This is a genomic window from Alkalihalophilus lindianensis, assembly GCF_032843265.1.
GTDB lineage: Bacteria > Bacillota > Bacilli > Bacillales > Bacillaceae_D > Alkalihalophilus > Alkalihalophilus lindianensis.
This window is the reverse complement of the sequence record NZ_JAWJBA010000009.1, coordinates 1-14522: the sequence shown is the minus strand read 5'-3', so window position 1 is coordinate 14522 and position 14522 is coordinate 1. Positions and strand designations below refer to the sequence as shown.

Sequence of the window (14522 nt, the reverse complement as noted above, 5' to 3'; positions counted from 1 at the left end):
ACCAAAGAGTTTCCTTATAAGAAATTACGTAGCACAACTATCATAATATATACAATCTATTCCTGGAACTTTGTCTTTATCAACATAACCAAATATATATTCCCCAGTTACCTGTGTCAGGTTGGTTTCGATGAATTCTTACTAGATTCTATTTCACTTTACATAGTCAGCAGAAGTAGTACTTGGATAAATTTTCTTCATTCTTAAGATTAATAAAATCCCTTGTAAGACGGCATATGCTCTTATAACCGCTAAGAAAGGCTGGTAGATTAACGAATAAATTGGTAGGAGATACCACTGTCCTAGCCCTTGTTTACTGTGTGTAACAGGAGCTATGGTCAATAAGCTAAATAAATTTAGACCTATATGCAGGATCGAAAACCATAAAAATCCACTAATAAAATCTCCCCCCGTATTAGTTTGGGAAAGTATTAAAGCCCCAATTAATTTAATGACCACCCCTATCAATCCTTGGAAAGTCGTAAAGACTTTAATGGGTAAGGCCACTAAACCAAACATGCCTTTTCTCCCATACTTCTTACCGATCTTTTTTTTGTGCATATAGGTGGTGACGATACCAATCTTCATCCACCACGCTCTTTGATGTATCAAAGATTTTATAGTATGAGGTACATCAGTAAAAGCAATTGCTTCCGGGGTCATTTCAACCTTTCCTTTGTCGTGCATCCGAAAGGTAATTTCCATATCTTCCCCCATGTCCTTTTGGTTGTTATATCCTCCAATTTCTCTTAGATCAGATAATTTAAATACTTGCATTGCCCCACTGCAGCATAGTACACCATTATAGAGTCTTTGACTCCGTCTATCCAATTCCATTGAGAAATAGTAGTCCAACCCTTGTAATCTAGTCAATAAATTTTCCTTAAGATTACTTAATCTTATATTTGTAGCAGTCGTTGAAGCATCCCCATTAATAATTGGTGCTATGGCCTTCTGAATTGAAGTCGGTGCTAATTCTGTATCAGCATCAAGTCTTACCACAATGTCGTATTTGCAATGGTTTATTCCGTGATTTAATGAGAAACTAATCGGATTATGCGCCCGCGGCGTTGCAATGGATAAAGGGACCACTTGAGGGTATTTTGTTGATAATTGTTGAATAACAAAGTACGTATTATCTGTACTGTTGTTTTCAATTAGTATTACTTCCAATGGTATTTTAAGATTCTGATTAAGTATTGATACAACCGTTTTTTCTATGGTATCGGCTTCGTTATGACATGGAACGATGACAGATACCCCCGTACCATAGTGTAAAGTTCGTTCTTTTTTCTTTTTAAATAATCCTGAAACTAACACAGACATGGGCCTTACAAAAAACCACAAAAACAATAAAAATAAAAGCAAACTGGCTATGAACAGTTCTAAAATATCCATTATATTCCCTCCACAGAAGTCAAATTCTATGGATCATTCTATATATGGGCTCTAACACTTCTCTTACATTTCACTTATTAACCACTTAAAAAAGCAGGACCAAAGATGGTCCTGCTTTTTTTTTACGGTATAATAGAAACATATATTGGAAAATATTATTACTTTATATAAATTGTTGGGTAGATTTTTATATTAAGCCGATCGCTATATAATTAAACATTCTAAAGCAAGGGTGAAATTCCCCATGAAAAGAAAGAAAACAAATCTATATACTATTTTGTTTTTATTTTTTATCGTTATCACATCTCTACGCATTGTGTGGTTTCAAAATTCAATCTTCTCTGAACAGCCATTAATAGAAGACGGGTTAATGGATTTATCTTCTTTTAATTTTTCAAATCACGAAATTTATTTATTAAGTGGTGAATGGTCTTACTATCCTGAAGTTTTTCTAACGCCTGAAGAGATTGAACATGAAAACCGAGAAAAATTAAAAGCCCCAACTATCAATAAAAAAGAAAGAGTGGGCTCACATTCTGGAACGTATCATCTAAAAATCCATGTTCCCCATAAAACAACTACGTACGCCTTAAAAATTCGTCAAATCCGTTCAGAATTTGAAGTGTATTCTAATGGAGAATTAATAGTTCAACAAGGCCAGACACAAACAGATAACAAGCAATTAAAGGCTATGCTTCCAACTATCATCAGTGTGAGTCCAGATGAAAATGGGATGATTGACTTGTTAATTCCCTATAAAATTACTAATCAATCATTTCAAGGCGGGATACGTAAGCCCATAAGATTTGGAACCGAACAGGCAATTATGTATGATCATTACTTTACCCTCTCTATGCAATTAATTGTAGCTCTTCATATTGCATTCCTGAGCTTTTATGCAACAATTATGTTTTTATTAAACCCTAAAAATAAAATGATTTTGTATTTTTCAATTGGCTGCATTTTTGCTACGATTTCTATTGTAGTAAGCGATGATCGTATTTTAGCAAACTGGATATCAATTAATTACGAATGGTTAGTTAACTTGATTTATCTTTCTTATACGGGATTGTCCATATTCTTCTTGTTATTTGTGAAAGAACTCGTTGAACTAAAAAGACCAATTAGAATTATTAACGTTCATCTTATTTTTTGTGCAATATACAGCTTATTTGTTTTATTATTTCCGGCTGCTAGCATTCAACCATGGTCTTTTCTCTTATTTTTTGTTTTAATAACCTCCTTTGTTATTATTGCCAGTTTATTTTTTGAAGTGATAAAGGGAGGGGAGAAAGATTCCATTTTCCTTCTACTTTCTGCTATTAGTCTAGGCTCAAGTATCTTATGGTCAACATTAAAACAAAATCCAGCCCTACTTCCGGATCAATGGGCAACCATTTTTGACCCTAATTATTACCCAATAGATTTAATAGCTGCTTCTTTACTTTTTTCAACCTATTGGCTGATACACTTTTTCCACACGAGTAATAAAAATGTCTCGCTTGTAAATCAACTTCAAAAAGAGCATGTAGCAAAAGATCAATTTTTAGCGAATACATCGCACGAATTACGAAATCCACTCCATGGTATGATTAACATTGCACAAAGCATTGTGACAAAGGAAGAAAAACAGTTGACCTCGCAAAGTAAAAAACAACTTGGTTTATTAATAACAGTTGGGCGGCGAATGTCTTATTTATTAAATGATTTAATCGATGTCACTAAAATAAAACAGCATGAAATATCTCTAAATATAAAAACTATTAACCTCCAGCCAATTATTGAATCGGTAGTGGAAATGCAAAGGATCATGACCACAGAAAAACCCCTTAATATTGAGCTGGAAATTCCAAAAACATTCCCCCTGGTGTTAGCTGATCCTAATAGATTGAACCAAATCCTATTTAATATCCTTCATAATGCCGTGAAATTTACTGATACAGGTGGAATATCTGTTAAAGTGAGCCAACGCAACACTTATGCAATTATCGCTGTAAAAGATACTGGAATAGGGATTGATAAGGAGATGCAATCAAGAATTTTCCTACCCTATGAACAAGGAAACCATTCTTATTATCATGAAAGTGGCGGACTTGGACTCGGGCTAAGTATTTGTAAACAACTTGTAGAAATGCACGGAGGTGTTTTGTGGGTTCAATCTATACCTGGGAAAGGTTCAACCTTTTCCTTTACTTTACCTCTAGACAACAAAACAGCAGCGGCTGTTGAAGCTCCCTCTATTGTAAAGAGCGTGATAACAGGCGATCTTCCTGATAAATTTATCAATAAGCAGGTGAACAATAAGCCCAAAATCCTTGCTGTGGACGATGACCCTGTTAATATTACAGTTTTAAAAAGTATCTTATCGGAGGATGAATATGAGTTAACCACAGTCACAAATGGCCAATCTGTCTTATCATTACTTCACAAAAAATGGGATTTAATTATAGCTGATGTAATGATGCCCCATATGTCTGGATACGAATTAACGAAAAGGATACGCCAACATTATACGATTTCAGAGCTGCCTGTGGTCTTACTGACTGCTCGTAATCAGCCAAAAGATGTCTATATGGGTTTTGTGTCAGGGGCAAACGACTATGTTACTAAACCTGTAGATGCCATAGAGCTGCATGCTCGAGTACAATCTTTAACAAATTTAAAAAAATCAATTGATGAACAAATTCGTTTAGAAGCTGCCTGGCTTCAAGCTCAGATAAAACCTCATTTTTTCTTTAATACTTTAAATACAATCTTAATGCTGATAGAAACAGACCCGGTACGAACAAAAGAACTACTTGAAGTTTTTTGCTATTATCTACAAATGAGTTACAGCTTCAATAACCTTGATCAAACGGTGCCTATTAAAGATGAACTGGATGTTGTGAGAGCTTACGTATTTATAATGAACGAACGTTTTAACAATCGTTTTAAAGTAACATATGAAGTTGAAAATGCTTTAATGGAAACTCCTATTCCCCCTTTAACTATCCAGCCGCTCATTGAAAATACGATTAAACATGGATTTTTAAATGGTTCAAAGGAAGGGGAAATAATTATTAGTATTCTCAAGGAGGGGAATAACGTTACAGTTACAGTTGAAGACAATGGTGTTGGAATGAAAGAAAATGTCTTGAACTCACTTTTCAATCCTTCCCACAAAGAAGGCAAAGGAGTGGGACTTATTAACATTAACAAACGATTAAACCAACTATATGGTCATAGTCTCAATGTAAAAAGTGAACCCAAAAAAGGATCAACGTTTTCGTTTCAAATTCCCACGTAAATATTCAAAGGACTGCAGAATATGTATACTCTGCAGTCCATATGGATTAGTTTATCGTCTTAAAAGCTTCTTGGATATAATAATAGGATTGTTTTAACCTTTCTTCGTACTCAGGGATTTCCCACTCTTCCCAAGAATACTTATGCAACTTCGGTAGCTCTTCCTCTTCCATTGTAGGAAAAGAATCAATAATTTGATTGTTTTCTAGTAGAAGGACCCCAACATTTATTCCTTCTATTGTCAGCCTTCCTTCGGCACCGTTATGGATAAAGAGGTCATCAATAACCTCAAGGCTGCTCGGATCGGTTATATTCAGCATCATCCAAGGTATCCTTAATTCAATGATTCCCAATGTCTCATTCACATAAAAATCAGCCAAAGAATTGTAATCTGCAGATTCAGGGTTTCCTACACCATGTTTGAGTTTCCCCGTTTCGTAGTAACTAAAAGGCACTACTTTATTTTGATTGGGAATTAGCATTTCCTGATTCAAAGCTAGATAAATAGGGTTGAATTCTCCACTGTTTTTTGTAGCTTGGTACGGTGTGTTACTGAACTCATACCAATAGTCATATTTAAAAGAGTCATAATAAGGGTCGATTTTAACTGCTGACTGTTCTTTCCCTTGAAGGTCAATAACAAAATCAATCCCTGAATCAATTATAACGTCTTCGACTTCTTTAAAATGATGATTTCCTTGTCTAGGTATAGTATCTAATAAGATCATAGGTGTGATATCTTTGAATATTTTCTGTTTTAATTCGTTTCCTCCTTCTATCTTTAGATATAGATATCGTTCATCATGGTCCACAGATAACGATTCGAGAAGCTCACCATTTTGTGAATACAACAGGGTATTATCCTTCCAATCATTTGACTGTCCGTCAACTTTAATTTTATGACGATCAAAACTCAGGAGACCAAATTGTTGTTCGTTTGTTTGTGCGTTTGACCAAAAAGGTCTTCTATCAGGATTATCATAGTCCATTGTATTCCACGTTCGTTTGAACCATTCATCCTGCCAAGTAAATACCAACCCACCTAGCAAACCTTCATGAACTATATCTTCAAACAAGCTCTTTACTATCTCACCTTGCTCTTTTTCAGATAAAAACCCTTGATTCCATCCAAATGGGTTTTCATGAGTTAACCCCCTAGAACTTGGCACTCCAAATTCTGCGATTAGAATAGGTATGTCATGAGATTTATGTAAATCATGCAAATAACCTGCATAGTTATTGTAATTTCCACGATGATCTTTGTACTTTATATACTCTTCTTCATAATTGAGAAAATCCGGATAATAAGGATATACATGATATGAGGCAAATTGATTCGTTACACGTGCTTCTTTTTCCATGTGTATTACATTCGGATTTACCCCAACCATATCTTCTTCCGGGCTCGGTTCGGCAGGATGCTCTAGGAGATCTGTTGTAACCCAGTTAGTGAAGCTTACAGGTCTAATAAATTGGTATTCATTTGCCTCATAGGTTAATAGTAAATCCATTTGTTCTGCGAGCCAATATTCAAATGGAGCAGCCTCTTCAGTGGTGATAAACCGCCCCTCATATTCACCTATACCAGTATGAGTGTGGTTCGTTTGTTCTACCATATGAGGATACCACTCTACCCCAATAATCCATCCGATGAGATACTGAGAGATGTTTGCATCATACCAACCATGTGCATGCCCTGGTTTAGCACGGACTTCTGCATTTCCATGAACAACATCAACGACTTTCTTCATCTCATTTTGAAACTCTTCAATATTAGACGGATGAAACGCATCTAAAGTTTCCTCGAGGGGAGTTTCGTCTATCCAAATACCATGGAAAAGATAAAGCGGATCTCTTCTTCCTTCATTATAGTCTTTTAGTGCATTATAAAAATCAGGTGGGTGAAGAGTATAGATTCGAATGGTATTTACGTCCATTTCTCCCATTTGCTTAAACCACCTCATATATTCTTCATAAGTAATTGCTGCCTCACCAGGAAACGTCCCCGGTTTTGCCATCCCGAGGTTAACCCCTTTAATTAACAATTTCTCCCACGATCCATTTACTAGCACCTCATAACTGTCCCCATTAATCTTAGCAGAATAATCTAATTGATTCTCTGTTACAGTTTCAGAAGTACGAGTATTTTTTTTATCACTTAGTATTTTTTCCTCATTTATTATTGTCTTCATCATAGGGGCATATGTATCCCAAAAGAAAGCATCTGGGGAATCTGAGAGTAGGTTAATCCATTTCAGAATACTAGTAAGCCATTTGTATTGGTAATAACTAGTCGTTTTTATTAAGTCGTTATAACTGCCGGCAAAATAATAATTTATGGAGGGGGCTTTTTCATGTCTAATAATGGCAGCAAAAGAATGTGGAATCCCCTGTTTTTGGAGAATGTCTTTTCCTGCGTTTGTTAAATCCAATTCATGATAAGCAAGCACTTCTGATGAGTCTTTTTCTACTACTATATCAAACCAATCTGTGTATTGAGTACTCTGCTTAAGGTCAAATACCTGTTGTCCCGCTTCAGTAAATTGAAGTTTAACCCCTTCCCCTTTAAAATGCTCTTCTCCTTTTAATACAAGAATTTCTTCTGACTCTTCATTTACCATAACAAACCCGGAGCCATGATACTCCCAATTCTCTTGATAATGGTCAATCAACCATTGTGGGATATCATGGTTCAATTCTGGGTTTAATTCCTTAAAATAACGTCCGGTCCAGCCGGTACGGCTAATATTGAGTTGATTGCTCATATCTTGTTCTACCGTACTGGTAGCAGAAGGTAAGGAATTATATTCTACAATTAAGGTACTCGGTTTGGTGTTAATATGCTTTCTAATGGGGGTCCACTCTTCCACAGACAGTCCTCCATATATTAGGGAAGAACTTTGGCTAGGATGCTCTTGATTTTCCTTCCCGAAAAAATCATCTTCATATACACCATATGTATCTGCAATATAAATCAGATCTACATCATCGTAACTCCTAGGTAACTGATTGATACTGAACGCCTCTTTGGTTTCATCCGGTATGAAACCAAAATAATCTTTTGTATGATCTAAACGTTCTGAGGTTTTTTTGTGATGATTTAAAATCCAAGTTACACCAAAGTGTTTTTGAAAACTTTCATTTGGTACTGTTTTATTAATAATCGCCACATTAATTGGATCATTTCTCTCAATAAACCAAAGCAATACTGGGAGGAGAAATAAAGCTATTAACAAAGCTATTAATAAAAGTAGTCTATTCAATCTACTATTCACATTAACACTCCTTAGGATCTACTATGTTATCTAACATCTTGTTTTTCGTATTTTTGCCTGTCATTGCCTTCCTACAAACGGCTTTATGTCATACGTTATGTTTCTTATTTCCACAATTTTTTCAATTAGTTCATAGTATATAGAAGACCTCTTAAAAATTTCTTATAAATATTAATAAAAAAAATTGACTAGACCACGAATAGGGCCTGTCAATCTTTAATTTAAAATAGACACATATAGGGAAATAGTTAATTTGTCAGGAAGAATACCTAGATTTTCATCTAATTTATTCTTAAAATCTTGATAAAGATTTATAGCTTCTACCCGATCTCCCAACTCTATATAAGCTATCATTAGTTGCCTGATGTAGGTTTCAGAATAAGGGTTGTATTTAAGTAACCTATTAAGGATATTGATACAATTTTTATTTTCATTATGAACTGAATAATAATCATATAGCATTTCTAACAGTCTTATGTACTCACTTCTAATACATTCTGCTTTTTCTTTCGCCCAATCGTACCCTTCATTTTGCAAATAATCTCCATTATAAGCATCTTGAATATTTTTTATTTTTTCAATCTCGTGTTTTGATGTAATTTGTTGTATTTTCTCCACAGAATCAAATAAGTGTAGGTCCCAAATAAACCGGCCTAATTTTAATTTATATTTATTATTTTGATACATTATGACCTCTTCATATCCGAATCCTTTTAATAGTTGACGCAAGTAGGAGATTGATGTATGTAGATAAATTTTTGCTTTATGATAGTCAGATCCCGGCCAAAGATGCTCAATTAATATATCCCGGTCGACATAAGATTCATGATAAGTAAGAAGATAGGCGAAAAGTTCTTTAACTTTGGCCGTTTTCCATTTTATCAAATCACCTGAAAAAGTGACTAAAAGTTCGCCTAGTGAAGTGACAGACAGAGTTGCTGCTTCCTTCCTCTTTAGGTTTTGGTGTATGTTGTTCTTTTGCAAACGTTCAACGGTTCTAACAAGACGTTCCTTTCTAATTGGTTTTAGTAGGTAGTCTATGGAATTTAACTCAAATGCTTTGATAGCATATTCTTGATAAGCGGTCGCAAAGACAATTTGAATATCCTTGTTATAGTTAATTAAATGCTCGGCTAAATCAATACCGTTTACTCCACCCATATCGATATCTAAAAAAGCAACATCAAAGTCCAAATAATGCATTTCTTTCAAGACTTTTTTTGAGTCTGTATAAGCTGCTACTACCTCCACTCCACCTAATTCATTTAACTTCCTCTTCATAAACTCCATGGCTAACATTTCATCATCTACTACAATTGCTCGAATCATCTTTCATCACCTAGTTTTATATTTTTTCTACTCTTCACGTTGCTAGAACAGTGGTTTAATGTACCGTGATAGTATGGCGTCAAGGTTTTAACCCATTCCCTTTTAAAAAATAATATATCTTTTCCTTATCCCAATGTATTAATTTCTAATTATTTTACATATTAACAATTATATATAAATTAACGTTATGTCAATGCATTTTATAATTTTTACCAAATCATTGTGGAGGATTGATAGCCCTGCACCTCCAATTTTCCCTTTTCTTGTTCTGCAACAAATATTGTTGAATTACTTTGCTGTTTGATGTGTTCTAATTGTTTACGTTGTTGTTCAGGAGTTGTTTTATTATGCTCCCCATCATATTTCTTGTGATTTCTTCAGTTAAAGGACCAGTATAAACATCCACTATTATTCCGTTTTCATCGATTAAAACAGTAGTTGGAAGAGGACTAATGCCATAGGCGTCAACGACTTCACTTCGATAATCAATCAAAATAGGAAATGATAGACCAAGCCTGTTAGTAAATCTTTCTACAGCTACTTGTGTTTCACCTACATTTATTGCTAGTACTTCAATCCCTTTACTTTTATATTCTTGATACATTTGATCCATAAGGGGCATTTCCTTTACACACTCAGGACAATAAGTTCCCCAAAAGTTAATAAATACCCCTTTCCCTTCTAATTCATATAGATTATAGTATTGGCCTTCAAGGTCTTCTAAAATGAAATTTATAGATTTATCTCCAGTACGTATAACCGATCTATCTTGAGTGAAATTAAAATAGAATGTATAAGACAAAGCTACAGTAATGACTAATAAAATACTTGTTCTTATCAGAAGTCTTTTCTTACGCATTTAACAACACCTCTACATTGAGGGATATTTAAAATAGACTCAAAATGAAATTTTGAATTTTTTGCCCCAAAATATTAATGTAATACATTTTGTTGAAGAAAATTGTAATTCCTAAGATAATAATAATCCAACCACCAATTTTCATTGCTATATTTGAATACTTCGTCAAGATCTTAATTTTACTTATAGCTAAACCCATTAATATAAAAGGGATTGAGAACCCTAATGAAAAAGCTGTAATATTATAGAAAGCTTGTGTTGGATTAGCCATCGCCGTATACATTATAGTTCCAAATATAGGACCTATACACGCCGTCCATCCTGCAGAAAATACTAAACCAATTACAAAAGTATTAAGATAAGAGATTTTATTTGGTTTATATTTTATTCGATACTCTGCTAGTAAAGCTGTAGGTTGAATAAACCCGATTAAAAATAAACCTACTAATACTAAAAGAATTCCACCTAATTGTTGAATTAGTTGTTGATATCCTAGAATGGAGGATCCCAAAGCACTGGCAGAAAAGCCTAATATGTAATATATAGTAGAAAACCCTAAACAAAAACTTATTGAGTGCACAAGTGTTAATTTCCACTTTTTATTTTCTTTTAACTCCTGTACTGAGACCCCTGTAATGTAAGAAATAAAGGAGGGGTATAGTGGCAGAGTACAAGGAGAGATAAAAGCTAATAGACCTGCACCAAAAGCCAGAACCAAAGAAACCTCTTGCATAATGAAACCTCCATATTATTAAGATCTACTAGATAATACCATTATTATTACTTAACGCTGATTAAAGTGGTGGTGATTTTATGCACAATATTATAATTAGTCGAACGAAACTGATCATTCTAACCCCTAGAAGATTATTGAAATAACCTGCCCCGTTACTTCAATAATAAGGAAAGGCGATAACCCTTAATCAGCTATCGCACCCGTTAATTATTAATTTTAGTAGGCTATTTAGTAGCTATGTGAATCTCGATTTGACCATTAGGATTATATTTTTCAAAATCAAATGAATAAGCTCTCTTTAAATCCCCTTTCTCTTCTCGTTCCCATATCTGCTTCCAAGTATTAAGTATTCCATTTTCATCCAATGAATCCACTTTAAAAATCTCATATTTACTTATGTTTGGAATTTTAATTGTATTTACGTTATTACTACTTTCTACTGCTACGCTTACTGTATAATCCCCTTTATAATCACTCTCGTATTCATGGTACAAACCATATGTAACCTCATCCTGATTTAATAAAGCACTTGATGCCTCTTTCCACATCTCTGTGATCTTTTGCATGATAGCTTCGTCTTCAAAATTATTAGTTCTCACACTTTTGATGATCGTTAGGTTCATTTGATTAGCCTCACAATATTTTTATTTATTTTTCTTTCTACATAATAAATATATTACCTTCTTCTTCAACTCTTCTGCCCGTTCCTTCAACAAGATAAAGGCGATAACCTTTATCAAGCTATCGCTCTCCTTTAGTGACATAAGCCTATTTAAAAAACTCGTTTATAAATTGATCTGTAGTAAGTATTGTGGCAAATTCATCGTGCAATGTAGCTAAAGATATATTATGAATAGCTGCTGCATCATAATATGTATCATTTTGGTCCTTCATACCAAAGGCAGCTGTTGCATCTGAAATCAGGTATGTATCGAAACCTAAATTACCACTCATCCTTGTTGTTGTTGATACACAATGAGGTGTAGTTAAACCTGTGATTACAACTGTTGCTACTTCATTTTCATTTAGAACCTCTTCTAAATTTGTACCAATAAAGCTACTGTTTACTTTCTTATTTATTATCACTTCTTTATCAATAGGTTCAACGATTTCTTTTATAGCGAACCCCTTACTCTTCGGATGAAATACTGAATCAGGATTATCAGAAGTATGCTGTATATGTATTACTAACCATCCTTTTTCTCTCCATAATTGTAGTATCTTACTAACATTTTCTTCTGCATTTGGGTTGTTCCGTTCTCCCCATTTCTTATCATCGAAAGCTTTTTGTACATCTACTATAATTAAAGCTTTTTTTTTATCCTCCATAAGATCTCCCCCTAGCCTTTCCTTTGAGCAAGAGCAGCGATAGCTTCTTGTGCTAACACCTCCGTTAGCTGAATAAACAAAGGTGTATTTCACTGATCGTTGGTTAATAGCATTATTCCTCATCTACAAAGTCAATCATCACTCCAACAACCTTTTTTGAAATGTTATATTTTACTTTCACCTCGTACATTCCGTCACCATAACCAGACATTGAAACCGCACCATCTGAGACAACTCCCCCCTGTGCATCTGAAGCAACTACTTCATCAAATTGGATGGCTTCGTCTCTACCAAATGTTTTAAAATCAAAAATTCCTGCTTGTGCAGAGTCAACTCCAATCTGTTTATCGCAAACATGCCATTTTCCACTTGGTTTCTTTTCCCCATAAAATACAAATAAGTTTTTAACAACTTCATCAGGAGTATAAGAAATGGAAGCTGTCCAATTACCATTTTTCACATTTAAAAGTACGATTTGCAACTCAGCTTCTTCATCCACTTTATAGTATGGGTCAGTAACAATTAGCTCTCCACTTTCAACCATAAAAGTGCCAAGTTTATTAGGCTTATTAGTATTCACTTTCGGCACATGCCGATCAATAAATTCACTTAATGATAAAGACGCATATTTGCCTAACCCAGTTTTGTCATTCCAAGTATAAATTAGTTCCTGCATAAATCTTTTCCTAATTCGATAGCAAAGTTTGTCACCACTCATTTTTTCACCAATACAAACCATATCACTCGGTAGATTTTTGGGTCTGTTCTGATTTTGTTTTACTATATCAATGGTTAATGCCGTTTGTTCATTAATTTGAATAGGGAACAAAGTCCAATCGCCAAAATTTGCTCCATTCGTTTCTAAAAAAAGTTCCTTGTATTCATCTGGAAAAATAGCACCAAGTGCATTTTCTGTTTTTTTCAAATCAACTAACGACACGCCAGCCACTTTCGAACTTGGATTAATCATGTTTATTACTTTCTTCATCTCTTCCTCCATGATACTTACGGATTACTTTGTCATACTACATTCAAATTAACTATGAATGTTTTCGGTATTTATTATAAAAAACACTCTATTTATTCAATAAAATAAAGCATTTCTTCTCTAACTAAACTGCTCCGTTACTTCAATAAGGAACGGCGATAACTCTTAATCAGCTATCGCTACCCTTTAGTTCAAGAACAATATATTTAAAGAAATAAAACCATGTGCTCTTCATCATAATATGTATTATCAAATTTCAATGCTCTTTTCTCTTTCCCAAATACCTCAAACCCACTAGAAGTATACAACTTTTTAGCAGGAACATTAGTTGTTACAACAGTTAAATAAATTTGCTCAATGCCTTCTAGATTATATGCCTTTTCAATTACTTTAGAGATTAGAGCCTTTCCTATTCCATTTCCACGATTTTCTGGTTTGATATACATCGCTACAATATTTGCCCGATGGCTCAACTTTAATAGTTGCTCCTTTACTAACGTAACAACCCCAACAAGTTGAGACTCTTCGAAAGCCCCAAAAGTAAATGTGTGTATTGGAGTTTCAAACCTATTTTTGTACTTTTCTGCTGTTTGGTTTTTTTCCTCTTCATAACTAGATGCAAACGCATACGGACTATTTTGGAGTGCTTCAAGCCTTATAGAAAGATATTCTTCAGCATCAATTCGATTCAATTGTCTTATTTCCATTTTTATCTCTCCTTAGCAAAGTGTGTATTACCTTGATTATACAGTATTTAGATTTAATTCTTGTTCAATAAAACTGCTCCGTTAGTGCAAGAAACACTGCTATTTATTGAGCAACTGCTCCCGTTAATTAAAATTATATTTGTTTCGACTAATTATTTATATTGTTTTCCATTATCCGTATGTAGTCTTCAAAATTACTATTAAATCTTTCTAATTGATATTGTCCGTGCTCTACATTGTTTCTGGAAGCATCTCTAATAGCACTTGAAATGCTAGACGCTGCAAATAATATTGAAATACTTAGTATAATAATTGCACCAGTTAATGCTAATCTCGGCTTTTTTTCACTCAATTTTATCCCCCCGGTTACATCGTCATTACAAGCAAATACTTTCTCTGTTACACTCTTAACGCTGAACATTTTCATTTAGGATATTAAAACAAACAGTATTATATTAAAGAAACCTGCTCCGTAATCAAAAAAACAGTCCTGACCTTCATTGTTTCTTTTGCAAATTATCAATTTTCCCCTCTACCCGATGTATTTACAACAATAAATTCATAATGTACTGTTCACCAATTGGACCCATTTTTCTAACCCCTGTATCTTGAAATC

11 protein-coding genes are annotated in these 14522 nt (G+C 34.1%); 1 reads left to right on the top strand and 10 read right to left on the bottom strand.

Annotation, left to right across the window (positions count from 1 at the left end; all coding sequences use genetic code 11):
• Positions 1-153: 153 nt before the first annotated feature.
• On the bottom strand, positions 154-1398 hold the full coding sequence (locus RYX56_RS18790; RefSeq protein WP_317123583.1) for a glycosyltransferase family 2 protein: 1245 nt from the start codon (positions 1396-1398) through the stop codon (positions 154-156).
• Between the two features lie 244 nt (positions 1399-1642).
• Between RYX56_RS18790 and RYX56_RS18785 the strand changes: the two genes are divergently transcribed.
• Positions 1643-4684: a hybrid sensor histidine kinase/response regulator gene (locus RYX56_RS18785; RefSeq protein WP_317123582.1), complete on the top strand. Its 3042-nt coding sequence runs from the start codon at positions 1643-1645 to the stop codon at positions 4682-4684.
• Positions 4685-4730: 46 nt separating this feature from the next.
• On the opposite strand, the gene RYX56_RS18780 is transcribed toward RYX56_RS18785, so the two are convergent.
• The 9 genes from RYX56_RS18780 to RYX56_RS18740 form a co-directional block, all read right to left on the bottom strand.
• Positions 4731-7958, bottom strand: a complete 3228-nt coding sequence (locus RYX56_RS18780) for a glycoside hydrolase family 113 protein (RefSeq protein ID WP_317123581.1) — start codon at positions 7956-7958, stop codon at positions 4731-4733.
• Positions 7959-8174: 216 nt separating this feature from the next.
• A complete protein-coding gene (locus tag RYX56_RS18775; RefSeq protein WP_317123580.1) occupies positions 8175-9287 on the bottom strand; it encodes a response regulator in 1113 nt (370 codons plus the stop codon).
• A gap of 310 nt (positions 9288-9597) precedes the next feature.
• Positions 9598-10146, bottom strand: coding sequence for a thiol-disulfide oxidoreductase ResA (resA, locus tag RYX56_RS18770; protein WP_317123579.1), 549 nt, complete (start codon positions 10144-10146; stop codon positions 9598-9600).
• A gap of 28 nt (positions 10147-10174) precedes the next feature.
• On the bottom strand, positions 10175-10879 hold the full coding sequence (locus RYX56_RS18765) for a cytochrome c biogenesis CcdA family protein (RefSeq protein ID WP_317123578.1): 705 nt from the start codon (positions 10877-10879) through the stop codon (positions 10175-10177).
• 227 nt (positions 10880-11106) lie between these two features.
• A complete protein-coding gene (locus RYX56_RS18760) occupies positions 11107-11505 on the bottom strand; it encodes a GyrI-like domain-containing protein (RefSeq protein ID WP_317123577.1) in 399 nt (132 codons plus the stop codon).
• A gap of 145 nt (positions 11506-11650) precedes the next feature.
• Positions 11651-12211 carry a cysteine hydrolase family protein gene (locus tag RYX56_RS18755; RefSeq protein WP_317123576.1) on the bottom strand — a complete coding sequence of 187 codons (561 nt, stop codon included), beginning with the start codon at positions 12209-12211 and terminating at the stop codon, positions 11651-11653.
• A 112-nt stretch (positions 12212-12323) separates the two neighbouring features.
• On the bottom strand, positions 12324-13199 hold the full coding sequence (locus RYX56_RS18750) for an SMI1/KNR4 family protein (protein WP_317123575.1): 876 nt from the start codon (positions 13197-13199) through the stop codon (positions 12324-12326).
• A 206-nt stretch (positions 13200-13405) separates the two neighbouring features.
• Positions 13406-13906, bottom strand: a complete 501-nt coding sequence (locus tag RYX56_RS18745; RefSeq protein WP_317123574.1) for a GNAT family N-acetyltransferase — start codon at positions 13904-13906, stop codon at positions 13406-13408.
• A 148-nt stretch (positions 13907-14054) separates the two neighbouring features.
• Positions 14055-14258 (bottom strand): hypothetical protein, encoded by a 204-nt coding sequence (locus RYX56_RS18740; protein WP_317123573.1) that lies wholly within the window; start codon positions 14256-14258, stop codon positions 14055-14057.
• Positions 14259-14522: the final 264 nt, after the last annotated feature.

Bases quoted from the DNA above. Each gene is read 5' to 3' on its own strand.
- RYX56_RS18790 (WP_317123583.1), bottom strand. From the start codon at position 1,398: ATGGATATTTTAGAACTGTTCATAGCCAGTTTGCTTTTATTTTTATTG.
- RYX56_RS18785 (WP_317123582.1), top strand. From the start codon at position 1,643: ATGAAAAGAAAGAAAACAAATCTATATACTATTTTGTTTTTATTTTTT.
- RYX56_RS18775 (WP_317123580.1), bottom strand. From the start codon at position 9,287: ATGATTCGAGCAATTGTAGTAGATGATGAAATGTTAGCCATGGAGTTT.
- resA (WP_317123579.1), bottom strand. From the start codon at position 10,146: ATGCGTAAGAAAAGACTTCTGATAAGAACAAGTATTTTATTAGTCATT.
- RYX56_RS18765 (WP_317123578.1), bottom strand. From the start codon at position 10,879: ATGCAAGAGGTTTCTTTGGTTCTGGCTTTTGGTGCAGGTCTATTAGCT.
- RYX56_RS18760 (WP_317123577.1), bottom strand. From the start codon at position 11,505: ATGAACCTAACGATCATCAAAAGTGTGAGAACTAATAATTTTGAAGAC.
- RYX56_RS18755 (WP_317123576.1), bottom strand. From the start codon at position 12,211: ATGGAGGATAAAAAAAAAGCTTTAATTATAGTAGATGTACAAAAAGCT.
- RYX56_RS18750 (WP_317123575.1), bottom strand. From the start codon at position 13,199: ATGAAGAAAGTAATAAACATGATTAATCCAAGTTCGAAAGTGGCTGGC.
- RYX56_RS18745 (WP_317123574.1), bottom strand. From the start codon at position 13,906: ATGGAAATAAGACAATTGAATCGAATTGATGCTGAAGAATATCTTTCT.